14 protein-coding genes are annotated in these 25,155 nt (G+C 73.9%); 7 read left to right on the top strand and 7 right to left on the bottom strand.

Annotated elements, in window-relative coordinates; translation table 11 throughout:
- Positions 1-117 precede the first annotated feature (117 nt).
- A complete protein-coding gene (locus ACFVVX_RS32420) occupies positions 118-3,456 on the top strand; it encodes an ATP-binding protein (RefSeq protein WP_387950890.1) in 3,339 nt (1,112 codons plus the stop codon).
- A 64-nt stretch (positions 3,457-3,520) separates the two neighbouring features.
- Here the strand turns inward: ACFVVX_RS32420 and ACFVVX_RS32415 are convergent, their stop codons facing one another.
- Complete coding sequence (locus tag ACFVVX_RS32415; protein ID WP_387950889.1) at positions 3,521-4,105, bottom strand: helix-turn-helix domain-containing protein; 585 nt, start codon at positions 4,103-4,105, stop codon at positions 3,521-3,523.
- Between the two features lie 78 nt (positions 4,106-4,183).
- Between ACFVVX_RS32415 and ACFVVX_RS32410 the strand changes: the two genes are divergently transcribed.
- The 3 genes from ACFVVX_RS32410 (at position 4,184) to ACFVVX_RS32400 (ending at position 8,427) form a co-directional block, all read left to right on the top strand.
- Positions 4,184-5,152: a class I SAM-dependent methyltransferase gene (locus ACFVVX_RS32410; RefSeq protein ID WP_387950887.1), complete on the top strand. Its 969-nt coding sequence runs from the start codon at positions 4,184-4,186 to the stop codon at positions 5,150-5,152.
- Between the two features lie 173 nt (positions 5,153-5,325).
- Entirely contained in the window at positions 5,326-6,786 is a 1,461-nt protein-coding gene (locus ACFVVX_RS32405) for an MFS transporter (protein WP_387950885.1), read from the top strand.
- A gap of 276 nt (positions 6,787-7,062) precedes the next feature.
- A complete protein-coding gene (locus ACFVVX_RS32400) occupies positions 7,063-8,427 on the top strand; it encodes an FAD-dependent oxidoreductase (protein WP_387950883.1) in 1,365 nt (454 codons plus the stop codon).
- Between the two features lie 105 nt (positions 8,428-8,532).
- Here ACFVVX_RS32400 and ACFVVX_RS32395 read toward each other — a convergent pair whose 3' ends face one another.
- Positions 8,533-9,978 carry a serine/threonine-protein kinase gene (locus ACFVVX_RS32395; protein WP_387950882.1) on the bottom strand — a complete coding sequence of 482 codons (1,446 nt, stop codon included), beginning with the start codon at positions 9,976-9,978 and terminating at the stop codon, positions 8,533-8,535.
- A gap of 172 nt (positions 9,979-10,150) precedes the next feature.
- The gene (locus tag ACFVVX_RS32390) at positions 10,151-10,945 is read right to left on the bottom strand and encodes a DeoR/GlpR family DNA-binding transcription regulator (RefSeq protein ID WP_387950956.1); all 795 of its coding nucleotides are present in this window, start codon (positions 10,943-10,945) and stop codon (positions 10,151-10,153) included.
- Positions 10,946-11,263: 318 nt separating this feature from the next.
- On the opposite strand from ACFVVX_RS32390, the gene galT reads away from it, so the two are divergent.
- Positions 11,264-12,376, top strand: a complete 1,113-nt coding sequence (gene galT, locus ACFVVX_RS32385; protein ID WP_387950881.1) for a galactose-1-phosphate uridylyltransferase — start codon at positions 11,264-11,266, stop codon at positions 12,374-12,376.
- A gap of 56 nt (positions 12,377-12,432) precedes the next feature.
- Entirely contained in the window at positions 12,433-13,578 is a 1,146-nt protein-coding gene (gene galK, locus ACFVVX_RS32380) for a galactokinase (RefSeq protein ID WP_387950879.1), read from the top strand.
- A 147-nt stretch (positions 13,579-13,725) separates the two neighbouring features.
- Here the strand turns inward: galK and ACFVVX_RS32375 are convergent, their stop codons facing one another.
- The 4 genes from ACFVVX_RS32375 to ACFVVX_RS32360 form a co-directional block, all read right to left on the bottom strand.
- Positions 13,726-16,482 (bottom strand): molybdopterin-dependent oxidoreductase, encoded by a 2,757-nt coding sequence (locus tag ACFVVX_RS32375; protein ID WP_387950877.1) that lies wholly within the window; start codon positions 16,480-16,482, stop codon positions 13,726-13,728.
- Positions 16,479-17,303: an FAD binding domain-containing protein gene (locus ACFVVX_RS32370; protein ID WP_387950876.1), complete on the bottom strand. Its 825-nt coding sequence runs from the start codon at positions 17,301-17,303 to the stop codon at positions 16,479-16,481. Before ACFVVX_RS32370 ends, ACFVVX_RS32375 begins: the two co-directional genes overlap by 4 nt.
- Positions 17,304-17,502: 199 nt before the next feature.
- The gene (locus ACFVVX_RS32365; RefSeq protein ID WP_387950954.1) at positions 17,503-21,693 is read right to left on the bottom strand and encodes a molybdopterin-dependent oxidoreductase; all 4,191 of its coding nucleotides are present in this window, start codon (positions 21,691-21,693) and stop codon (positions 17,503-17,505) included.
- 337 nt (positions 21,694-22,030) lie between these two features.
- Positions 22,031-23,437, bottom strand: a complete 1,407-nt coding sequence (locus ACFVVX_RS32360) for a short-chain fatty acyl-CoA regulator family protein (protein ID WP_387950874.1) — start codon at positions 23,435-23,437, stop codon at positions 22,031-22,033.
- A 358-nt stretch (positions 23,438-23,795) separates the two neighbouring features.
- On the opposite strand from ACFVVX_RS32360, the gene aceA reads away from it, so the two are divergent.
- Positions 23,796-25,091 carry an isocitrate lyase gene (aceA, locus tag ACFVVX_RS32355; protein WP_387950873.1) on the top strand — a complete coding sequence of 432 codons (1,296 nt, stop codon included), beginning with the start codon at positions 23,796-23,798 and terminating at the stop codon, positions 25,089-25,091.
- The last annotated feature ends 64 nt before the right edge of the window (positions 25,092-25,155 follow it).

Below are 25,155 nucleotides of genomic sequence, written 5' to 3'. Positions count from 1 at the left end.
ATGAGTCAGGTCATCCGGCATCCCGAGGGTAGGTTCCGGCCGCCGAGCGAGCCGCGCCTCGTCCGCGGGAAGCGCCTCCGGTCCTGGGTGAAATCCCGGGTCAGCCGGGCCTGGCGGATGCGGCGCGTCCACTCCGAGGCCCATCGGCGGGTCGCCACTCCGCAGAAGTGGCGCGGGCGCTGGACACCCGGGACCTACGTCAAGGTGCTGTCGCGGATCGGGACCTTAGTGTTCCTGGGCTGGCTTACCCTCGCCGTCACCGTGATCGTCGGTGGAAAGCCCGGATTCGTCGAGCGGACCTGCCGCAGCACCAGCCAGTCCTGCAGCGTGGTCGTCGGCTTCACCACGCCGTTCCTGGTGCTCTCGCTGAGCACGGCCGTCTTCCTGGGCGTGCGGCACTGGAAGACGATCCGGCCGCTCGGGCGCACCGCGCGGAGGAACCCCCGGCAGCTGGTGCCCACGGCCGGCACGATCATCGACGAGGTGGTCGGCCGGCAGGAGCTGTGCTCGGTCATCGCGCAGGCCCTGCGGGACCGCCGCCACCGCCGGCCGTACGTGCTCGTGGGCGGGATCGGCAGCGGGAAGACGGCCGTGCTCGTCCAGCTGACCCAGGTACTGGCGGAGAACGGCGCCGTTCCCGTCCCGATCCACCTTCGGCGCGCCGACCTCGAAGGCGCCGACCTCAACTTCAGCGAGCTGGCCAAGAAGCGCTTCTGCGACGAGGTGGACCCGGGCGTGGTGTCCAGGGCCCAGGCCGAACGGGTCTGGCGCCAGCTCTGCATGGAGGACAAGGCCGTGGTCATCGCCGACGGGCTGGAGGAGGCGTTCTGCGACGACGACCGGCAGTCGAACCGGGACAGCGTGATCCGCCGCGCGATCGGCCGGGCCCAGAAGCAGCGGCTGCCGCTGGTGATCGCCTCCCGTCCGCACGCGGCACTCGAAGGCACCCAGGCGGCCGTCATCGACCTCGAACCGCTCAGCGAGGAGGCCGCGCTCGACTACCTGGCCCAGCACGAACCGGGCGCGGACAGCCGGAGGCTGGACTGGATCGTCGAGACGGCCGCGGTAGCGGAGTCGCCGCTGTACCTCCAGATCGCCCGCCAGCTGCGCCAGCACCAGCTCCTGGAGCATTTCGAGAACACCAAGGAGTGGGACCAGATCGACACCCGGGGAGGCGACCGGTCGAGCATCCGGCTGAGCCTTCTGCAGTCCTGGCAGAAGGCGCTCGTCAACGGCCATCTCCGGGCCCAGTTCGACATCTCCCCGGAGCAGCGGAAGCGAACGGTCTGGGTGGTCTCGGCGCTGGCCTGCATCGGGCTGCTCAACGACCGGCTGGAGGTCAGGTTCGACGAACTGATCAGCTGGCCCGTCATGGACGACGGGAAGCGGGGCGACCCGGTGGTCCGCTATCCGGAGATCCTCGGCGCGCTGCGCAAACACGTGGCGGACCTGCCGAGGGAGAGCGAGGAGTCCTGCTGGCGCACCGCCCTGTCGCGCTACGCGGCGCGCGGCGAGCAGCTCGGGCTGGTGGAGGCCCAGAGCTACAAGGTGAGGTTCCCGCACAGCATCCTGCAGGCCTACCTCGGGTCCGCGTTCCTGGACACCGTCCAGCGGAGATCCGTCGCCGACCTCGAAACGGCGCTCGTCGACCCCGGCCGCGAACTCCTCATCGCCCTGGTCCTGCGTTCCCGCCGCAAGCGGGACAACTCCCGGCGCGCCACGGTCGAGCTGCTCCGCACGGCGGCCGAGGCCCGGCAGGACGACAAGGCCCTCGACCTGTTCGCCGCGGCGCTGGAGATCGACACCGGCGAGGCCGACGACTCGGCCCACACCGTCCTCACCGGCGTGATCCGGCAGCGGTGGCGGACGATCACCGACGCGGACCCGAGGACGCTCGACGAGGCGAAGCTGCGGCTGGTGCACTGCTTCGGCGAGGTGGCCCGCCGGCTCGACCGCCTGAACGCGGAGGAGCCCGACAAGTGGATCAAGCCCGCCTACGGGGACATGATGAGGATCAGTTGGATCGAGGCCAGCTACCCCGTCCGGCTGGCCATCGCCCAGGAGATCGGCGCGGGCGGCGACAACGCGTTCGACGCCCTGCGCTGGCTGTTCCCGTGGCCGAAGCGGAAGAAGGACCCCGACACCCTGCGGTACGACCCCTGGGAGCAGTACAAGAAGGCCATGGAGGACCAGAAGTACAACGAGACCGCGGAGCGCGAGAAGCGGATCGGCTCGCCCGGTGAGCCGGCCGTGGTCGAGCCGGGGTCTCGGACCGCCGTGGAGATCTGGCGCGAGTTCGTCACCCGGGCCTGGCTGGTCCCGATGGTGGTGGGCTCGGTCGGGAGCGAGCGGCGCGACCAGGCGCGCGAGCGCATGGACCTCTGGCTGCAGCACCTCGCACCGAACCCCGCGACGGGGCGCGCGGACCTGCCCATCTCCCTGGAGATCGCCCTCGCCCAGGGCTTCAAGGGCGCGGCGAACCGCCGCAAACGGCATCCGGCGACCTCCAACGAGGCCCGGGAGTACCTGATCGAGCGGGCGGAGCACATGCTCACCCAGGCACGTTTCTGGTACTCCCAGGTCACCCTGATCCACGCGCTGTGCCTGTGGGAGCTTCCGGACACCACCGACGACGTGCTGGAGGGGACGGCGGGCGGCAGCCGGGCCGGAACCGACCCGGTGCAGGCCGTCGAGCGCTGGCTCGGCATGGCGGGCAGCGAGCAGGCCCCCGGCGACCGGCTCGCGGACGAGGCGGCGGCCCGGGGAGGGACCCGGCTGCACCCCTTCGTCGCCGAGGCGGGGGACCTCGCGGCCCTCGCCCTGGAGACCAGGCACCCCGAGCGGTTCATCTGGATCGACGAGAAGGGGGCCATGGTCAACATCGGCTCGCGGCCCGCCGATCCCACGGTCTACCGCAAGCACAACCTCTGGATTCCGCCGTCGGTGGGGTGGAGCACCCTGAATCCGCGCGCCCAGCAGCTCCTCGCCGACATGCTGCTCCTGCTCAACCTCACCGAACGCGACGGGCAGTTGGTCGACGCCCGGCTGCAGCGAACCAACCGGACGGTCCTGCCGCCCTGTCTGACGAAGGACCGCACCGCGCTCCACCCCGAGCGCACGGTGGGCAGTCCCGGGACGGCCGAGCCCGGGACGAGCTGTCTGCGCGGCTGCCCCTTCGAGCTGTGCCCCTACCCCTCGAAGGGGGCGCAGCCGGGCGCCGAACTGCGCGAGCCCTTCTGCCGCCAGCAGCAGGCACTGCTGGGGAGGCACGCCCTCCGGCGGTCCAGGGCGGGCTGGCAGGGCATGACCGACCGCGAGCTCGGCCGGTTCTGGACGGCGATGGCGGAGCGGACCCGGACGCCCTCCGCGGCGCAGGTCTGCGACACGGACGTCCGGCGGGCCGGCGGGCGGCGGCGGCGGTCCGGTGGCAAGGGGCGGCAGCCGACCGGCCGGTGACTCGGTCGGCCGACGGGCGGCATCCGGCATCCGGCATCCGGCAGGCGAGGCCGGGCTCGCGTCGTCAGGCGTGGGGCTTGGCGCGGACGTGCATCCGCTCGCCCTGCCGTCCGAAGAGGCTGAGGATCTCGACCGGCCGTCCGTTCGCGCTGCTGAACCAGTGCGGCAGCCGGGTGTCGAACTCGGCGACCTCGCCCGGGCCGAGGACCAGGTCGTGCTCGGCCAGGACCAGCCGCAGCCGGCCGTCCAGCACGTACAGCCACTCGTAGCCCTCGTGGGTGCGGAGGTCCGGCTCGGTTCCCCGATCAGAGATGATCATCTTGTAGGCCTGAAGCGGGCCCGGGCCCCGGGTCAGCGGGACGAACGTGCCACCGTTCGCCATCGGCCGGGGCTTCAACCGGACCCGGGGGTCCCCCACTTCGGGGGCCCCGACCAGATCGTCCAGCGGTACCCGGTAGGCCCCGGCGAGCGGCAGCAGCAGCTCCAGGCTCGGGCGGCGCTGGCCGGACTCCAGCCGGGAGAGGGTGCTCTTCGAGATGCCGGTCGTCTCGGACAGCGCGGCCAGGGTGAGGCCGCTCTTGGCGCGCAGCCGCCGCAGTCTCGGGGCGACCTCGTCGAGGACCGTCTGGTAGGTCGGTGGGGTGTCCATCCGGGCATTCCACCCCGCTGTCCCGGAAATGGCAACAGGAGTTGCCGGCGTCCCGGCGGCCGGAGCATGCTCCCCGGCATGAGCGCACACAGCGATTCCACCCACCGCGGCGGACACCGCGACGGGTCCGGTGACCGACAGGGTCACGGGCACAGGCACGGCCACAGCCACGGCGGCGGCCACGGCAACCACCGCACCGACATCGACTGGGAGGTCATGGCCACTCAGCTGGAGACCAACGGCGAGCTGCAGCTCCCCGCCCTGCGCCAGGTGGCGGCCCGGCTGCGGGAGCTGCTCGGCCCGGAGCACGAGGTCCGGCGCGTCCTCGACATCGGCAGCGGGCCGGGCGTGATGACCGGCGTCCTCGCCGAGGCCTTCGAGCAGGCCGAGGCGGTCGCCGTGGACGGCGCCCCCGGCCTGCTGGACCGCGCCCTGGCCCGCGCCGAGCGGCTCGGCCTCGGCGGCCGGGTGACCGTCCGGCACGCGGAGCTGCCGGACGGCCTGGACGACGGGCTCGGCGCGGCCGACCTGATCTGGAGCAGCCGGGCCGTGCACCACCTCGGCGACCAGCAGGGCGCGTTGAACGCGCTCGCCGGTGCGCTGAGGCCGGGCGGGCTGCTCGCCGTGGCGGAGGGCGGCCTGCCGATGCGCTACCTCCCGCGCGAGATCGGCATCGGCCGCCCGGGCCTCCAGGCCCGGCTCGACAGCGTCCAGGAGTACTGGTTCGAGGCCATGCGGGCCGAGCTGCCCGACAGCACCACCGTGGTCGAGGACTGGCCGGCGATGCTCGGCCGCGCCGGTCTCAGCCCCGTCGGGGGCTTCACCACCCTCCTGGACCTGCCGGCGCCGCTGGGCGGCCCGGCCCGCGGCTACCTGCACGCCCATCTGACCCGGCTGCGGGAGTCGATGGGCGAGGTCCTGGACGACGAGGACCGCAAGACCCTCGACGTGCTGATCGACCCGGCGGCGCCGGAGGGCATCCTGCACCGGCCGGACGCCTTCCTGCTCTCCGCCACCACCGTCTTCACGGGCGTACGCCCCGCCTGACGGCCGGACCGGACCGGGGTACGGCGCCGCCGCCGGCAGTGCGCCGCCCCGGCCCCCGCCTGCACCACCCTCCGCCACCACCCGGTCGCCCGAGCCGGGCCGTCACCCGACGGCCCGGCTCCGGGGCGGCCGGCGAACGGAGTCCATGTTGGGACCAAGAAGCTCAGGAGTGCATGGTGAAACCCGTCAGTGCGGCCCCGGACACGGCAGCGGCCCCGGGTGCGGAGCGGACACCCGCGGTGGGGTGGGTGCTCGCCGGCCTCTCGCTCTCGATGCTGCTGTCCTCGCTCGGCACCAGCATCGCCAACGTCGCCCTGCCGACCCTGGCCGAGACCTTCGACGCCTCGTTCCAGCAGGTCCAGTGGATCGTCCTCGCCTACCTCCTCGCCATCACCACCCTGATCGTCAGCGTCGGACGGCTCGGTGACCTCACCGGCCGCCGGCGGCTGCTGCTCGGCGGGATCGCCCTGTTCACCGCGGCCTCCGTCCTGTGCGGCGCCGCACCCACGCTGGAGCTGCTGATCGCCGCCCGTGCCGTGCAGGGCCTCGGCGCGGCCGTCATGATGGCGCTCACCATGGCCTTCGTCGGCGAGACGGTGCCGAAGGCCAGGACCGGCAGCGCCATGGGCCTGCTCGGCACGATGTCCGCCATCGGCACCGCCCTCGGCCCCTCGCTCGGCGGCGCGCTGATCTCCGGCCTCGGCTGGCGGGCGATCTTCCTGGTCAACGCACCGCTGGGGGTCGTGACGCTGGTCCTCGCGCACCGCCACCTGCCGGTCGACCGGCCGCGGCCGCGCACCGGCCGGGCGGGCTTCGACCGGACGGGCACGCTGCTGCTCGCCCTGACCCTCGCGGCCTACGCCCTGGCCATGACCCTCGGACGCGGCCGGTTCGGCGCGCTCAACCTGACGCTGCTGGCGGCCGCCGTGCTCGGCGTGGGCCTCTTCCTGCGGACGGAGGCCAGGGCCGCCTCGCCGCTGATCCAGCTGGGGATGTTCCGTGACGCGGCGCTGAGCGCGAGCCTGGTCATGAGCGCGCTCGTCTCGACGGTGATGATGGCGACCCTGGTGGTCGGGCCGTTCTACCTCGCCCGCACGCTCGGGCTGGACGAGGCCCCGGTCGGACTCGCCCTCTCGGTCGGCCCGCTGGTGGCCGCACTGACCGGGGTGCCGGCCGGCCGGGTCGCGGACCGCTTCGGCGCCCCGCGGATGACCGTCCTCGGGCTCGTCGGCATCGCGGCCGGGTCGCTCGTGCTGGCCGTGCTGCCGGAGACGCTCGGCATCGCCGGCTACCTCGCCCCCATCGTCGTCATCACCGTCGGCTACGCGGTGTTCCAGACGGCCAACAACACCACCGTCATGGCGGACGTCGGCCCCGATCAGCGCGGTGTCGTCTCCGGCATGCTCAACCTGTCGCGCAACCTCGGGCTGATCACCGGCGCATCGGTCATGGGCGCCGTGTTCGCCGCCGCCTCGGCGACCGTCGACATCAGCACCGCGCTCCCCGAGGCCGTCGCCACCGGGATGCGGACCACGTTCGGCGTCGCGGCGCTGCTGATCCTCCTCGCGATCGCCACCGCGGTCGGCGGCCGCGCCCGCGCGCGGCGGACCGCGAGCGGGGGCGACCCGGCCTGAGGCGCCGGGGCGCGGGACGGCCCGGGCGGGCGCGGTCCGAGGCGCCGCGCCGGGCGGGCGTCACCGGCCACCGGGTTCGGGCGCCGGGTTCGGGCGCCGGTCATAGATTCACTCTATGAGGTCATAGGTCCATAGCCCCTACACCCGGACGGGCGGCCCGGGTTTGCTTCAAGCACCCGCCCGTCGCCGATCCGCCCGTCCCGCGCCCGTCCGCGCGCCTCTCCGGCCGTCCGCCCGCCCGTGTGTCTGCCCGCCCGCCTGGAGGAACACCCCGACATGTCCCGTCCGATCCGTATCGCGATCGTCGGCGCCGGCCCCGCCGGCATCTACGCCGCAGACGCCCTGCTGAAGTCCGACGCCGCCAGGGACCCCGGGGTGTCCATCGACCTGTTCGAGCGGATGCCCGCCCCGTTCGGGCTGATCCGCTACGGCGTGGCCCCCGACCACCCTCGGATCAAGGGCATCGTCACCGCGCTGCACCAGGTGCTCGACAAGCCGCAGGTGCGCCTGTTCGGCAACGTCGACTACCCCGGCGACCTCACCCTGGACGACCTGCACCGCTTCTACGACGCCGCCGTCTTCTCCACCGGCGCGATCGCCGACCGCTCGCTCGACATCCCCGGCATACGCCTGGACGGCTCCTACGGCGCCGCCGACTTCGTCTCCTGGTACGACGGCCACCCCGACGTCCCGCGCACCTGGCCGCTGGACGCCGAGAAGGTCGCGGTGCTCGGCGTGGGCAACGTCGCCCTGGACGTGGCCCGCATCCTCGCCAAGACCGCCGACGAACTGCTGCCCACCGAGATCCCCCCGAACGTCCACGCCGGGCTGCAGCGCAACAGGGCCGTCGAGGTGCACGTCTTCGGCCGCCGCGGGCCCGCCCAGGCCAAGTTCAGCCCGATGGAGCTGCGCGAGCTCGACCACTCGCCGACCATCGAGGTCATCGTCGACCCCGAGGACATCGAGTACGACGACGGGTCCATCGCCGAGCGCCGCAGCAACAAGCTCGCCGACATGGTCTCGTCCACCCTGGAGAACTGGGCCATCCGCGACGTCGGCACCCGGCCGCACCGGATCCACCTGCACTTCTTCGAATCCCCCGTCGAGGTGCTCGGCGAGGACGGCCGGGTGGTCGGCCTGCGCACCGAGCGCACCGAACTCGACGGCACCGGCAACGTCCGGGGCACCGACCGCTTCACCGACTGGGACGTGCAGGCCGTCTACCGGGCCGTCGGCTACCTCTCCGACGAGCTGCCCAAGCTGCCCTTCGACCCGCTCTCCGGCACCGTGCCCAACGAGGCCGGCCGCGTCCTGGCCGCCGACGGCTCCCACCAGTGCGCCACCTACGTGACCGGCTGGATCAAGCGCGGCCCCGTCGGCCTCATCGGCCACACCAAGGGCGACGCCAACGAGACCGTCGCCTGCCTGCTCGCCGACCACTCCGCGGGCCGCCTCCCCGGCGCCGCCGAGCCCGACCCCGACGCCGTGCCGGCCCATCTGCGCGCCCAGGCCGTCCGCTTCACCACCTGGGAGGACTGGTACCTCCTCGACGCGCACGAGCGCGCCCTCGGCGCCGCCGAAGGACGCGACCGCGTCAAGGTCGTCGACCGCGAGGAGATGCTCCGCCACAGCGGCGCCTGACCCCCGCTCCCCGGGCGGTGCCACCTGACGCGACGCCACCTGACGCGGCGCCGCCCCGAGCCTGCCGCGCCGTCCGCACGGCCGGCCCGGAGGCGGCGGCCGGGGTCAGCCGCGGGTGGCGGGGCGGCTGCCGGGGACGGTCCACCACAGGAGCCAGGCCCCGGTGCCCACGATCAGCATGTTGACGGTGATCTCCACCGGCGCCTCGCCGAAGCCGATGTCGCCGATCCCCATCGTCTGGAGCAGCACCTGCTTGGTGGCGAAGTAGAGCAGGACGTCGAAGCCGACGACGGCCGCCCAGGCCGCGGCCGGGTGCCAGCCGGGCCGGGGGACGGCGTTCAGGAGGGAGAGGACGGCCGTGATGCCGATGGCGGTCGGGAGGAAGTCGCTGCCGATGTGGGCCCAGTAGTTCCACGGCAGGGTCGTTCCGGTGATCCAGATCAGCGCCATGCAGCCGATGAAGCGCACGAGCACGGCCAGCACCGCGCTCGTGGCCGAGACGGCCGCCGCGCCGGCCGCAGCGACGGGCACCGCGGTGGGCGCCGCGCCGAAGACCGCTCCCGGGACCGGCCCCGGAGCCGGCGCGGGAGCCGGGGGCCAGGCGGCGGGGGCCGCGAGGTGGGCGGGCGCGGTCGACGGGTAGGACGGGTAGGCCTGGTATCCGGCGGGGGGCGCCGCCGGCGGGGCGGGCCGGGAGACCTCGGTGGGGGTGGGGAGGACCGCCGCCTCCCCCGTGTGCACCAGGTGCTCCAGGGCCGCCAGTGCCTGCTCGGCCGTGGCGCGTTGGGCCGGGTCCTTGGTCAGCAGTGCGGCCAGGACCGGTATCAGGGCGCCCGCCCGCAACGGCGTGCGCGGGGCCTGGGTCACCACCGCGATGCACAGGGCACTGAACGTCGTCGCGCTGAACGGTGCTTCGCCCTCGACGGCGGAGTAGAGCGTCGCCCCGAGCGACCACAGGTCGTTGGCGGCGGCCGGCGGCCGGCCCTCCAGCTGTTCGGGGGCCATGTACGCCGGGGTGCCGATGACCGCGCCGGTGCGGGTGAGCGCCGTGGTCGCATCGGTCATGTGCGCGATGCCGAAGTCGGTGATGATCACCCGATCGTCCATCAGCAGGACGTTGTCCGGCTTGAGGTCGCGGTGGACGATGCCGACCGCGTGGGCGCGCTGCAGCGCCTTCAGCATCGCCACGCCGATCTCGGCCACCCGGCGCACCGGCAGTGCGCCGTCCCGGGCGATCTCGGCGGCGAGGGAGGTGCCGACCACGTACTCCATGACGATGAGCGGCGCGCCCTCGTGCTCGACCACGTCGTGGACGGTGATGATCCCCGGGTGGTTGAGCCGTGCGGCGGCACGGGCCTCGCGCAGCACGCGCTGGACGAGCTCGTTGCGCTGCTCGTCGGTGACGCCGGGAGGCAGCAGCACCTCCTTGACCGCGACGTCCCGCCCGAGCGTCTCGTCCCGGCCCCGCCACACGCGGCCCATGCCGCCCTGACCGATCAGCTCAAGGAGCCGGTACCGGCCTCCGATCAGGTCCCCGTTGGTTGCTGTCACGGCCTGTCACCCTAGCGTCTGTGTCGATGATGGGAAGGCCTGTCGGCCTGAACGTGAATCAGCGCACACCCGCGCGCCCACCCACGCGTACACCCGCGTGCGCACCCGAGCGCACGCCGGGCGGCGGGCGCACCCGGCACGCTCCCCCGCCGGCGGGCCCCCGGTACGGCGGTCAGCCGCCGGGGCGGGTCGCCACCACCAGTTCGCCGACCGCTTCGGCGAGCACGGTCCGGGCCTGGGCGGGAAGGCCGTCGTCGGTGACGAGGACATCCACGTCGGTGAGGCGGGCGAAGCTGCTGAGCGCGACCACGCCCCACTTGGTGTGGTCCGCGACCACGACGACCCGGCGGGCGCCGGCCACCAGGGCGCGGTTGGTCTCGGCCTCGCCGAGGTTGGGGGTGGTGAGGCCGGCCTGCTCGGACACGCCGTGCGCGCCGAGGATCAGCAGGTCCACGTGCAGGGTGCGGATCGCCTGGTCGGCCAGCGGCCCGACCAGTGCCGCGGAGCGGGTCGGGCTGCCGCCGGTGAGCAGCAGGGTCGGCGCCGTCTCGCCGAGTTCGCGGCCCGCGGCGCGCAGCAGTTCGGCGACCGGCAGCGAGTTGGTGACCACGGTCAGCTGGGGGACGGTCAGCAGCCGGGAGGCGACCGCGAACGCCGTCGTCCCGGCGGAGACCGCCACCACGCTGCCGGGTTCGACCAGTGCCGCGGCGGCGTCCGCGACCGCGGCCTTGGCGGCCGACTCCCGGGTGGACTTGGCCTCGAAACCCGGCTCGTCGGCGGTGGCCACGCCGACCGCCACGGCACCGCCGTGGACCTTCTCGACGCCGCCGCCACGGGCCAGCGAGTCGAGGTCGCGACGGATGGTCATGTCCGAGACGCCGAAGAGCTCGACCAGTTCGGTGACCCGCACCGCACCGTCCCGGCGCACCTGCTCAAGAATCAGCGCCCGGCGCTGCTGGGCCAGCATCCCCTGATCCGCCACCGACGCTCCTCGCTCCCGATCGTTCCGCGTCGTACCGCCCGTGCGGTCCGTTCCGCGGGACGGCCGCCGTGCGGCCGTACCTCACCGGCCCAACGTAGCGCAGCAGGCCGCGGGGCCGGGCGACGAGTCGGCCCACCGGCCGTTCGGCGGGGGAGATAACGGACATCCACGGCCAGGCACTGATATTTCACCCGCCCCCCCTTCTCATTGTTGCCTTGTGGGTTTTTTTGTTTGATTATGTTGCCTCTGGAGGTCGTCGATCGAGTGCGGCTTCGCCGACCGGGCCTCCACCGAGAGGAAGCCGTGATCAGGACGACCAGCAAGCTCGCCGACGGGCGGGAGCTCATCTACTTCGACGCCGACGTCAGCCGGGGCCGCGGCTCCAGCGACCGGCGCCCGCTGGAGCCGCCCGTCAACCTGTCCCAGGTCCGCCGCGACCCGGCGACCGGGGCCTGGGTGACCATCGCCGCACACCGCCAGGCCCGGACCTACCACCCGCCGGCCGACGAGTGCCCGCTCTGCCCCTCGCGCGACGGGCGGCTCAGCGAGATCCCGGACGAGGACTACCAGGTGGCGGTCTTCGAGAACCGCTTCCCCTCCCTCGCGATGACCCCGCCCGGCGCGGCCCCCGGCGACGACGCCCCCGTGGACGCCCTGCGCGGGCGGCTGCCCGGGACGGGCCGGTGCGAGGTGGTCTGCTTCACCTCCGACCACGACGCGTCCTTCGCCGACCTGGACGAGGACCGCGCCCGCCTCGTCCTGGACGCCTGGACCGACCGCACCGCCCACCTGTCCGCCCTGCCCGGCGTGGAACAGGTCTACTGCTTCGAGAACCGCGGCGCGGAGATCGGCGTCACCCTCGCCCACCCGCACGGCCAGATCTACGCGTTCCCCTTCGCCACCCCGCGCACCGCCCGGATGACCGACCAGGCCGACCGGCACCGCACCGTCACCGGCCGCAACCTCTTCGAGGACCTGCTGGCCGCCGAACGGGCCGACGGGCAGCGGGTCGTGCTGGCCGGCGAGCACTGGACCGCGTTCGTCCCCTTCGCCGCCCGCTGGCCCTACGAGGTGCACCTCTACCCGAACCGCCGGGTGGCGGACCTCACCGGCCTCACCGAGCCCGAGCGGGCCGAGTTCCCCGCGCTCTACCTGGAGCTGCTGCGCCGCTTCGACCGGCTCTTCACCGGCACGGCGGCCGGCGCCGCACCCGCCCGCACCCCCTACATCTCCGCCTGGCACCAGGCCCCCCGCACCGGCGGCGGCGAACTGGCCCTGCACCTGGAGCTGTTCACCATCCGCCGCACCGCCGACAAGCTCAAGTACCTGGCGGGGGTGGAGTCCGGCATGGACGCCTTCATCAACGACGTGTCGCCCGAGGCCGCCGCCGAGCGCCTGCGCGAGGTCGGCTCGTGACCGACCACCCGGCCCCGGGGCACCCGGGCTTCGACATCCACCCTGGAGAACCACGGATGACCAGCTTCCACACCCTCTACGACGCCGCCCCCGACGGGACGTGGGCGGCGCCCGGCCGGGTCAACCTGATCGGGGAGCACACCGACTACAACGACGGCTTCGTCCTGCCGATCGCCCTGCCGCACACCACCGTGGTGCAGGCCCGCCGGCGCGAGGACCAGGTGCTGCGGCTGTTCAGCTCCAAGGGCGGCGACGACGCGCCGGTCGTCCTGCGCGTGGACGAACTCGCCCCGGGCTCCGTCAAGGGCTGGGCCGGCTACCCGGCCGCCGTGGTCTGGGCCCTGCGCGAGGCCGGCCACCCGGTCTCGGGCGCCGACCTCCACATCGACAGCACCGTCCCCACCGGCGCCGGGCTCTCCTCCTCGGCCGCCCTGGAGTGCGCCGTCGCGGCCGCCTACAACGACCTCCACGGCCTCGGGCTCACCCCCGCCGAACTCGCCCTGACCGCCCAGCGGGCCGAGAACCGGTTCGTCGGCGTGCCCTGCGGGATCATGGACCAGATGGCCTCGATGTGCTGCCGCGAGGGCCACGCCCTGCTGCTCGACAGCCGGGACCTCACCATGCGCCAGGTCCCGTTCGACCTCGGACGCGCCGGCCTGAGCCTGCTGGTCGCCGACACCCGGGTCAAGCACGACCTCGCCGACGGCGCCTACGCCCGGCTGCGCGCCGGCTGCGAGGAGGCCGCCGCCGCACTCGGCCTGCCGGCCCTGCGCGAGCTCGCCCCGGCCCGGCTGCCCGAAGCCCTCGACCGGCTGCCGGACCGACTGCGCCCGCTGGTGCGGCACGTGGTCACCGAGCAGACCCGGGTGGAACAGGCCGTGGCGCTCCTGGAGACCGGCGACCTGGACGGCCTCGGCCCGATCCTCACCGCCGGCCACGCCTCGCTCCGCGACGACTTCGGCACCTCCTGCCCCGAGACCGACCTCGCCGTCGAGGCCGCCGTAGCCGCCGGCGCGCTCGGTGCCCGGATGACCGGCGGCGGGTTCGGTGGCTCCGTCATCGCCCTGGTCCGCACCGAGGCCGCCGAAACCGTCGCCGCCGCCGTCGGGCAGGCCTTCGCCCGGGCCGGGTACACGCTCCCGCGCACCTTCACCGCCCTCCCCTCCCCCGGCGCCCACCGCGCCCCCACGACCGCCGGGTAGCCGCCTGGCAGCCACCCGGCACCGGCCGACCAACCCCCGGACGGTCGCCAGGTGGTCGCCGAGCAGCCGCCGAGCGGCCACGCCGGCGGGTCGGGTCCGGTCGTCCGGATCCGACCCGCCGGCGGGTTCAGCGGGGCCGCGGCGCCGCTACCCGCGCTCCGCCCGCGCCCCGGCGCGGTGCTCCGCGATGGCCTGCCAGACCTTGTCGCGCAGGAACGGCGCTTCCGTGAAACGGATGCCGGTGGCGTCGCGCAGCGCGTTGGCGAAGGCCGGGGGCACCGGGTTGAACGGGCTCTCGCTCATCGACTTCGCGCCCAGCGGGCCGATCGCGTCGGAGGTCTCCATGAAGTGCACCTCGGTGCGCGGCACGTCGGCATAGGCCGGCAGCCGGTAGCGGCGGAACGCGGCGGTGGTGACCTGGCCCGCGTCGTCCACCAGGACCTGTTCGAAGAGGGTCGCCCCGAGGGCCTGGGCGACACCGCCCTCGACCTGCCCGCGGCACTGCAGGGGGTTCATCACCTTGCCCGCGTCGGCGCCGTGGACACTGCGCAGGATCCGGATCTCGCCGGTGTCCGGGTCGACGGCCAGCCGGAACCACTGCGCGTTGAAGGCCACCGAGCGCGGCGAGCCGCCCCAGTGGCCGATGCCCGCCAGCTCGACGCCGCGGCCCCGTGCGGCCTCGAAGAGCTCCTTGAGCGCCACCGCCCGGCCGTCGCAGTCCACCGCGTCCGCGGTCAGCCGCACCAGGCTGCGCGGTGTCCTGGCGTACTCGGCGGCGAACGAGAGCAGCTGTTCGGCCAGGGCGTTGGCGGCCTTCATGACGGCCTTGCCGGCCACCACCGTGCCCGCGGAGCCGAAGGCGCCGGTGTCGTGCCCCACGACGTCGGTGTCGGACTGCCGGATGGCGATCCGGTCGACCGTGGTCCCGAGCGCCCCCGCGGTGATCTGCTTGTGCACGGTGGTGGTGCCGTTGCCGAACTCGGCCGTGCCGACCGCGATGTCGTAGCTGCCGTCCTCCAGCAGCTTCACGGCGGCGTCGGCGAAGTGGCCGCCGGGCGGGCCGGTCGCGATCATCGACATGGCGAAGCCCTGGCCGACCAGCCAGCCCTCGGGGGCGAGTTCGGCGCTGCGGTCCTCGGCGAGGGCCCGGCGGACCACCTGGAGGCACTGGTCGAGGCCGTAGCTGGCGATGTGCAGGTCCTCCTCCTCGCCGCCGGGGCTCAGCATGTGCTCGCCGGGGCCGATGACGTTGCGCTCCCGGAACTCCAGCGGATCGATGCCCAGCCGCCGGGCCAGCTCGTCCATCGCGGACTCCACCGCGAAGGTGACCTGGCCCAGCCCGTAGCCGCGGAACGCCCCGGCCGGCACGCAGTTGGTGTAGACGGAGTACGCGTCGACCTTCTTGTTCGGCACCCGGTAGACGCCCATCGACTCGCCGACGCTGTGGAACATCACCGCCGGGCCGTGGTTGCCGTACGCGCCGGTGTTGGAGACCACCCGGAACCGCAGGGCCGTCAGGACGCCGTCCCGCCGGGCGCCGACCTGCACGGTGATCGTGAACGGGTGCCGGGTGGTGGCGCCGTAGAACTGCTCGGCGCGGGTGAACTCCAGCTTCACCGGGCGGTGCAGGCGCAGCGCGGCCAGCACCACGATGTCCTCGGTCAGCATCTCCTGCTTGCCGCCGAACCCGCCGCCGACCCGGCCGGCGACCACCCGGACCTTCTCCTGCGGCAGGTCGTACAGCGCGCACAGCGCCCGCCGCGTGAGGAAGGGCACCTGGGTGGAGGAGCGGACCGCGATCCGCTCCTCGCCGGTCTCCTCGTTCTCCTCGAACCAGGCGACGCAGCCGTGCGTCTCCAGGCTGGCGTGCTGCACCCGCTGGGTCCGGAAGGTCTCCTCGTACACCAGGTCGGCCTCGGCGAAGCCCTGCTCGACGCTGCCGATCTCGCCGTGCACCTCGCCGCAGACGTTGTCCAGCGGCCGGGCGATCCGCGACTCGGGGCCCTTGGGGTGGAGCACCGGCGCGCCGGGGGCCATCGCCAGCTCGGGGTCGAGGACGAAGGGCAGCACCTCGTACTCCACCTCGATCCGCCGGCAGGCCTCCTCGGCCGCCCCCTCGCTCTCGGCGACCACGGCCGCCACCCGCTGCCCGGCGAACCGGACCACGTCGTCCAGCACCCGGGTGTCGTCCGGGTCCTCGGTGGGGTGCTCGTGCCGGGCGGAGGAGTACAGCCGGTCCGGCGCGTCGTGGTGGGTCAGCACGAGGTGCACGCCGGGCACCCGGGCGGCGCGCGAGGTGTCGATGGAGACGATCCGGGCGTGCGGGTGCGGGGAGCGCAGCAGCTTCATGTGCAGCAGCCCCTCCACCTCGACGTCGAAGGTGTAGCGGGCGGTGCCGGTGACCACCTGCGGTCCGGCCGGCGCGCCGAGGCTGCGGCCGACGGCCTGCCCGGCGCACGGCCGTTCGGTGTGCCTGACCCCGCGGACGGCGTCCTCGATCGCCCGGTAGCCGGTGCAGCGGCACAGGTTGCCCTTCAGGGAGCGGGGCAGGTCGGTGAGCTGCTCCTCGTCGAGGGCCGAGGCGGTCATCAGGAACCCCGCGGTGCAGAACCCGCACTGGAAGCCCTGGGCGTCCAGGAACCGCTGCTGCATCGGGTGCAGTTCGCCGTCCTTGGCCAGGCCCTCGACGGTGGTCACCGCGCGGCCCTCGGCGCGCAGCGCGGGGTAGATGCAGCTGTGCACGGGCCGGCCGTCGACCTGCACGGTGCAGGCACCGCAGTCGCCGGCGTCGCAGCCCTTCTTCACGCCGAACCAGCCGCGGTCGCGCAGATAGGTGCGCAGGCACTGGCCCGGGCGGGGTTCGGCGTCGAAGTCCTGGTCGTTGACGCGGATCCGGAAGCTCATCGTCCGCCCTCCTCGGTCAGTTCGCGGCGGATCTCCTCGGCGAAGCGGAAGGTCATGTGCCTTCGCCAGGCCGGCAGTCCGTGGATGTCGTCGTAGTACTCCTCCGGGTCGATCGCGTACTCGATCGCCTCGCGCAGGGCCTCCGCGTTGGGCGGCAGCGCGAACCGCAGCCGGATCGGCCGCACGGTGGAGGCCGTGACGGTGATGGTGAGCATCCCGTCGACCGGGTCGAGCGTCCCGATCACCAGGGCGCCGGACCGGCCCAGGCCGTAGAGCGAGGCCTGCCGGAAGGCCGTGCGGGCGGCGAGCGCGCGGGCGGGCAGGGTGATCGAGCGGAGCAGCTCGCCGGGTTCGAGCACCTTGACCCCGGCGCCGATGACGAAGTCCGCGACCGGGACCTCGCGGGCGGCGCCCGTCCGGGACAGCAGGCGGCAGACGCCGTCGAGCGCGGCGGTCAGCGAGATCATCGGCCCGGCGGGCAGCCCGTTGCACAGGTTGCCGCCGACGGTGGCCATGTTCCAGATCTTCCAGGAGGCGAGGAACGCCCGGCAGCACTGCTCGAACAGCGGCGCCGCCGTCCAGCCGGCCGGTTTGGGGAGGCGGGAGAGCTCGGCGATCGTGCAGGTCGCGGCGATCTCCAGGCCGCCGTCGGGGGTCACCGTCAGCGGCTCCCAGCCCATCCGGCTCAGGTCGACCAGCCGGCGGATGTGCGGCTGGGGCTCGGAGAACAGGTAGGTGCCGCCGCCCAGCCAGGCGTCACCCGGCCGCCAGGTATCGCGACGGCGTGCGTCGCACATCTCCGCCACCGTGTTCAGATCCACGCCGCTCCACCGTTCTCGACCGTTCGACTACGGCGATTGAAGCAACGCCCGGCAGCCGAAACGAGTGGTTCCTCACACCAGCGGCCGTGCTGCGGACTGGATGATCAGCCAGCGGGTGCATCGACCCACAGGCTTGCACATGCCAGGAGATCACCGTCGGTAGCCTCGCAGTTGCGGGGGGCCGAGCGGGTGCGGTGGATCAGTAGACGTCACGGACGTAGCGCTTGTCCGTCGCGAGCCGCGCGACGTAGGCGGCGGCCTCGTCCTCGTCCAGGCCGCCGTGCGCGCAGACGATGTCGCGCAGCGCCCGGTCGACGTCCTTCGCCATCCGGCCGGCGTCCCCGCAGACGTAGAGGTGGGCGCCGTTCTGCAGCCAGTCCCACAGCCGGGGGCCGTGTTCGCGCATCCGGTCCTGCACGTAGACCTTGGCCCGCTGGTCGCGGGAGAAGGCGAGGTCGAGGCGGTCCAGGTGGCCCGCGGCCCGGAACGCCGCGAGCTCCTCGCGGTAGTAGAAGTCGGTCGCCTCGCGCTGCTCGCCGAAGAACAGCCAGTTCGGGCCCCGGTGGCCGCGGGCCTGCCGCTCCTCCAGAAAGCCGATGAACGGTGCCACCCCGGTGCCCGGGCCCACCATGATCATCGGCGCGGCGGGGTCGGCGGGCGGGCGGAAGTGCGCCGAGCGCTGGACGAACACCGGGACGGGTCCGTCGTCGGCCGCGTCGGCGAGGTAGCTGGAGCACACCCCCTTGCGGCTCCTGCCCAGGTCGTTGCTGTAGCGGACGACGGACACCGTCAGGCGCACCTCGTCGGGGTGGACCAGCGGGCTGGACGATATCGAGTACAGCCGGGGCTGCAGGCGCTTCAGGACGCCGGCCCACTCCTGGGCGGTGGCCCGGACGGGGTAGCCGCCGACGATGTCGACGGCCTGGCGGCCCCAGCTCCACTTCGCCAGCTCGCCCTTGTTGTCCGCCCGCAGCAGCCGTCTCAGGCCGCCGTCCCCGGTGCGCTCGGCCACGAAGCGCAGCAGGTCGGGGGTGATCCGGGCGATCTCCAGCCTGGTCCGCAGCGCCTCGCCGAGCGGGATGTCCGCCGCGTCGGCCAGCTGCACCTCCTCCCGGGGGTCGAGGCCGGTGACGGCGAGCCACTCCGCGACGAGCTCCGCGTGGTTGGCGGGCCAGACGCCGAGTGCGTCACCGGCCTCGTAGTCGAGGTCGCCGTGGTCGCCGCCACGGGTGTCGAAGGCGTACTGCCGGACCTCCTTGGCGGAGCCCGGCAGGCTGAGCAGCCGGTTGCCGACCAGCAGCGTGGCGAAGGGTGCGGCCTTCGAGTAGCCGGAGCCGTCCGCCCGGGCGGGCCGGGCTACGGACGCTCCTCGCGCCGCGGGCGCCGGCCTGCGCTCCGGGAGCTCCGTGCGGTCCGGGTGCTCGGTGCGGTCCGGCTGTTCCGGCTGTTCCGGCTGCGCCGGGTGCTCGGCCAGGCCCTGGAGGACCTCGTCGAGCCACCTCCCGGCGGCCTCGGCGAAGTCCGGTTCGCAGTCGGCGCGGGGGGCCAGCCGGGTACCGCCCAGCTCGCCGAGGCGCTGGTCCAGGCGGCGGCCGTGGCCGCAGAAGTCGTCGAAGCCCGAGTCGCCCAGGGCCAGGACGGAGTAGCGCAGGCCGCCGGCCGGGGCGGGCTCCGCGGCACACAGGGCCGCCCAGAAGCCGGCGCCGTTGTCCGGCGCCTCGCCGTCGCCGAAGGTGCTGGTGACGAACAGGACCGGGACGCCCGCCGCCAGCACGGCCGGGCCGGCCTCGTCCATGCCGAGGAGTCTCGGCCGCCAGCCGGCCTCGGCCAGTCGGCCGACGGCGGCGGCGGCGGCCTCCTCCGCGGTGCCGGTCTGCGAGGCCCACAGGACGAGCACCTCGCGCTCCGGCCCCTCGGCGGTGCGCGGCGACGGCTGCTCGGCACGGCGCGGCTCCGGGGCCTCGGAGCCGATCCGGGAGTAGCGGCCGGCCAGCACCCCGTTGACCCACCGGGCCCGGTCCGGGTCGATGGGGGCGTGGGCCGGCAGCACCGGCACGGTGGCCGACTGCGGCGGGGCGGCGTCCAGTCCGGCCAGGAACCCGGCCAGGAACTGCCGCTCCCCGGTGGCGAAGGCGGGCGGGGCGAGGTCCCCGAGGCCGAACAGACCGCTCAGGGCGGCGGGCTCCGCACCCTGCGCCGGGGCGGCCACCGGCTGCGTCCGGTGCACCGGCGGGGCGGGCGCGGGCGCGGCGACGGCCTCCGCGCGCTCCGGGGCCGGCACCACCCGCAGCGACACCGCGCAGACCTTGAACCCGGGTTGGAGGGAGATCGGGTCCACGGCGTCGTTGGTGACGGCGTTGATGCTGAGGTACTCGCCGAAGAGGTCGTTCCAGTGGAACGGCGCGAAGCAGTTCCCCGGCCGCACCCGGTCGGTGACGACCGCCGGGAGCACCGCCCGGCCGCGCCGGGAGGCGATCTCCAGGTGGTCCCCCGCGGCGATGCCCTGCGCCTCGGCGTCCTGCGGGTGGATCTCGACGAAGGGCCCGGGGTTGAGCCTGGTCAGCTTGGCGACCTTCCCGGTCTTGGTCAGGGTGTGCCACTGGTGCTGCAGGCGGCCGGTGTTGAGCACGAACGGGAAGTCGTCGTCGGGCAGTTCGGCGGCGGGCAGATGCGGACGGGGGAAGAACGAGGCGCGCCCGCTCGCCGTGGGGAAGGCCAGCCGGGGGCGGGTGCCGTCGGGCCGCTCCAGCAGGGTCTGGCTGACGCCGTCGTTGAGGTAGCGGATCGGGTTGCGGTCCGGCCCGTCCACGGAGGCGCTGGGCCACTGCACCGAGGTCTCCCGCAGGCGCTCGTACGTCACGCCCCGCAGGTCGTAGCCCGTCCTCGGGTTCCACGCCCGCTTGATCTCCTCGAAGACCTCCTCGGCGTCGCGGTAGGTGAAGCCCTCGGCGAAGCCCATCGCGCAGGCCACCCGCGCGATGATCTGCCAGTCCGGCAGGGCCTGGCCCACCGGGTCCGCGGCCGGCCGGGCGAGGGTGAGGTTGCGCTCGGAGTTGATCATCACGCCCTCGGCCTCGGCCCACAGCGCGGCGGGCAGCACCACGTCGGCGTAGGCGTTGGTCTCGGTGGCGGCGAAGACGTCCTGGGTGATGACCAGTTCGGCGGCCTCCAGACCGGCGATGACGGTCTTGCGGTTGGCGACCGTCGCGACCGGGTTGGTGCAGATGATCCAGCAGGCCTTGATCGCGCCCTCCGCCATCTGCGCGAACATGTCGATCGTGCCCGTTCCGCCCTCCGCGCGCAGGGTGCCCGGGGCGAGGCCCCACAGCTCCTCGGTGAACGCGCGGTCGGCCGGGTCGAGCGCCGAGCGCTGTCCGGGCAGGCCCGGCCCCATGTACCCCATCTCGCGCCCGCCCATGGCATTCGGCTGGCCGGTGAGGGAGAAGGGACCGCTGCCGGGGCGGCAGACGGCGCCCGTCGCGAGGTGCAGGTTGACCAGCGCGTTGGTGTTCCAGGTGCCGTGGACGGACTGGTTGAGGCCCATCGTCCAGCAGCTCATCCACTCCCCGGCCTCCCCGATGAGCCGCGCCGCCTGCCGGAGGTCGGCCTCCGGGATGCCGGTGATCTCGGCGACCCGGGCGGGCGGGTAGTCGGCGAGGAGGTCGGGCATCGCCTCCCAGCCCTCGGTGAACTCGCGGATGAAGTCCGGGTCGGTGTGCCCGTTTTCCACCAGCAGGTGCAGCAGTCCGTTGAGCAGGGCGAGGTCCGTACCGGGTGCGACCTGCAGGAAGAGGTCGGCCTTGTCGGCGGTCGCGGTGCGGCGCGGGTCGACGACGATGAGCTTGGCACCGGCCTTGACCCGGTCCATCAGACGCAGGAAGAGGATCGGGTGGCAGTCCGCCATGTTGGCGCCGATGACCAGGAAGACGTCCGCGTGCTCGAAGTCCTGGTACGAGCCGGGCGGGCCGTCGGCGCCCAGCGAGAGCTTGTAGCCCGTCCCGGCGCCGGCCATGCACAGGCGGGAGTTGGACTCGATCCGGGAGGTGCCGACGAAGCCCTTGGCCAGCTTGTTGACCAGGTACTGCGCCTCCAGGCTCAGCTGGCCCGACACGTAGAAGGCCAGCGCGTCCGGGCCGTGCTCGTCCAGGATGCCGCGCAGCCGCCGCGCGGTCGAGGCGATCGCCGCGTCCACGTCCGTCGCGACCGGCTCGGCGCCGCGCTCCGCCCGGACCAGGGCCGTCTCCAGCCGGCCGGCGACGGCGAGCAGGTCGCCGCTGGTGGCGCCCTTGGTGCAGAGCCGGCCGAGGTTGGCCGGGTGCGTCCGGTCACCGGACGCCCTGGCCACGGTGCGCCGCCCGGTGGCGTCGTCCGTCGTGACGTCGAGGAGCATCCCGCAGCCGACACCGCAGTACGAGCAGACCGTCTTCACGGTACCGGTGGCTTTCGGGCCCGACGCCGTCACAGGGGCTCCCGCTGGTAGAAGTCCTCGCCGCCGCCCGCGGGCCCTGCGGCCTACCCGGGCGGCCGTGGGGGGATCCCCACCGTCGGAAGCCTAGGAAGCGCGGGTTACCGCCGCGTCACGCGGGCTGATCATCAGTGGTTAACACTGCCGCACACCGCCCGCGGCCGGCCGTGAGCGTCCCGGCCGCGCGGGGCCGGTCCGCACCCGCCCCGGCGGGCCCCAGCGAGCCCCGGCGGGCCCGGGCCGCCGGTGGGCGGGGCTGGCGCTACCCCGCCGGATCGGCGCGGACGGGGTACGGGACGAAGGTGCTGGTGTGCTCGTCCACGGCCAGCGGCCGGCCGATCGCGGGCGCGGCGCGCTGGGGGCAGGCGGGCCGCTCGCACACCTTGCAGCCGAGGCCGATCGGGGTGGCCGCGCCCTCGTCCCCGAGGTCGAGGCCGGTGGAGTACACCAGCCGCGCGGCGTGCCGCAGTTCGCAGCCGAGCCCGATGGCGAAGGTCTTGCCCGGCCGGCCCCAGCCCCCGGGCGAGCGGGTCGCGGCGCGGGCCGTCCACAGGTAGCGCCGCCCGTCGGGCATCGCGGCCACCTGGACGTGCACCCGGCCCGGCGCGGCGAAGGCCTCGTAGACGTTCCAGAGCGGGCAGGTGCCGCCGGTGCGGGAGAAGTGGAAGTCGGTCGCGGACTGCCGCTTGGAGACGTTCCCCGCCCGGTCGACCCGGACGAAGGAGAACGGCACCCCGCGCAGCCGGGGCCGCTGCAGCGTGCTCAGCCGGTGGCAGACCGTCTCGTACCCGACGCCGAAGTGGTCGGCGAGCCGCTCGATGTCGTAGCGGACCGCCTCGGCCTCGGCGTGGAAGACGCGGTACGGCAGGACGAGGGCGGCGGCGAAGTAGTTGGCCAGCCCGATCCGGGTCAGCGACCACGCGGTGGACCCCTGCGGGCTCTCCTCGGCGGCGAGTTCGGACAGCAGCGCGTCGTGCTCCAGGTACGCCAGCTGGGTGGCCATCCGGAAGGCCTGCTGCCCGGGGCGCAGCCGGTCCGAGAGCCGCAGCACCCGGGTGTGCGGGTCGTACGCGTGCAGGTGCTCGCCCTCGGTGGCCAGCTGGACCCCGTGCACGGAGGCGAGCCGCTCGGCGAGCACCGCCCGGACCCCTCCCCGCCGCAGGCCGATCGCGGCGGCCGACTCCTCCGCCGCCAGGTCGAGTTCATGGACGTAGTTCCGGCGCCGGTAGAAGAACTCGCGGACCTGTTCGTGCGGGGTACGGGCGGTGTCGACCGCCGGCCCCCGGTCGCCGGCGAGGACGGCGAGCTGCTCGGCGACGGCGCGCCGGCTGCGGCCGAGGTCCATCAGCAGCCGGGCCACGGCGGGCAGCCGGGCGGCGAGGTCGTCCAGGTCGCCGGGGGTGACGCGGCCGGCGGCGAGCTCCTCGCCGAGGGAGTCGCGCAGCTCGGCGGTGAGCCGGGCGGTGTCCGGCGGGGCGAAGTAGCCGGCGTCCACACCGAAGGCCTCGGTCAGCCGCAGCAGCACCGGGACGGTCAACGGGCGGGCGTCGTGCTCCAGTTGGTTGAGGTAGCTGGGCGAGAGCTCGATCAGCCGGGCCAGCGCCGCCTGACTGAGGCCGCGGTCCTCGCGGAGCCGGCGCAACCGCGCGCCGGCGAAGGTCCTGCCCATCGAGCCGTCTCCGTTCGCCGCTGACCGTTCGGGTGCCGGGCAGCATAGCCGGGCCGCACGGGCCCGGATCTTCGCAACCTTCGCGGATTCGCAGGATCGGCTTCGCAGAAGTTAGCCGCCATCCACCGGCGACGCCGGTCGCCGAAGGTGCCAGAGTCGGTGCTGCGGCCGGAAGGCGCACCACGAACAACCCCGTCGGTCAGGCGTGTTCGGCCTTTCGACGGGGCCATGGGGGCACCGACGTCCCGGCGGCCCGAGCCGCCCGCCCGGCGCCCCGGCCGCACCTTCACCTCACGAGGTGAGCATCATCACACCCTTCGCAACGAGCAACGAGCGACGAGCACCCCGGGAGCGGATCATGACCCAGTCGGTTCGGCAGCAGCAGGAGCAGCAGGCGGCGGAGCTGGCCGCCCGGTGGGCGTCCGACCCCCGTTGGGCGGGCATCGAGCGGACCTACACCGCCGCGGACGTGGTGCGGCTGTCCGGCACCGTCCGCGAGGAGCACACGCTGGCCCGCCGGGGTGCCGAGCGGCTGTGGCGGCAGCTGCACGAGCAGGACTACGTCCACGCCCTCGGCGCGCTGACCGGCGGTCAGGCCGTGCAGATGGTCAAGGCCGGGCTGAAGGCGATCTACCTGTCGGGCTGGCAGGTGGCCGCCGACGCCAACCAGGCCGGGCAGACCTACCCCGACCAGAGCCTGTACCCGGCCAACTCGGTTCCCCAGGTGGTGCGGCGGATCAACAACGCGCTGCTGCGCGCCGACGAGATCGACGCCGCCGAGGGGACGGACGGCGGCCCGGACTGGCTGGTGCCGATCGTCGCCGACGCCGAGGCCGGGTTCGGCGGCCCGCTGAACGCCTTCGAGCTCACCAAGGGCATGATCGCGGCCGGCGCGGCGGGCATCCACTACGAGGACCAGCTCGCCTCCGAGAAGAAGTGCGGCCACCTCGGCGGCAAGGTGCTCGTGCCCACCGCCCAGCACATCCGCACCCTCAACGCCGCCCGGCTGGCGGCCGACCTCGCCGACGTGCCCACGCTGGTCGTGGCCCGCACCGACGCGCTCGCCGCCAACCTGCTGACCACCGACGTGGACGAGCGCGACGCCCGGTTCTGCACCGGCGAGCGCACCGCCGAGGGCTTCTACCGCGTCGAGCCCGGGATGGCCCCGGTGATCTCCCGCGGTCTGGCCTTCGCCCCGTACGCCGACCTGATCTGGGTCGAGACCGGCACCCCGGACCTCGCCCAGGCCCGGGAGTTCGCCGAGGCCGTCAAGGCGCGGTACCCGGACAAGATGCTCGCCTACAACTGCTCGCCGTCCTTCAACTGGAAGGCCGCGCTGGACGACGACCAGATCGCCAAGTTCCAGCGGGAGCTCGGCGCGATGGGCTACCGCTTCCAGTTCATCACCCTGGCCGGCTTCCACGCCCTCAACCACTCGATGTTCCAGCTCGCCCGGGGCTACGCCGAGCACGGCATGACCGCCTACGTCGACCTCCAGGAGGCCGAGTTCGCCGCCGTGCCGGACGGCTACACCGCGGTGAAGCACCAGCGCGAGGTCGGCACCGGCTACTTCGACCAGGTCTCCACCGCGCTCAACCCGAACGCCGAGACGCTCGCCCTGACCGGCTCCACCGAGGCCGAGCAGTTCCACTGAGCCACCCCCCGGCGGCCGACCCACCGGAGCGAGGGAAGCTCCCGGCCGCCGACCCACCCGCCCG

Origin of the sequence: Kitasatospora sp. NPDC058170 (assembly GCF_042883905.1) — a bacterium.
Taxonomy (GTDB): domain Bacteria; phylum Actinomycetota; class Actinomycetes; order Streptomycetales; family Streptomycetaceae; genus Kitasatospora.
The sequence above is the reverse complement of the archived record's forward strand: the minus strand, read 5'-3'. Positions and strand labels throughout refer to the sequence as shown.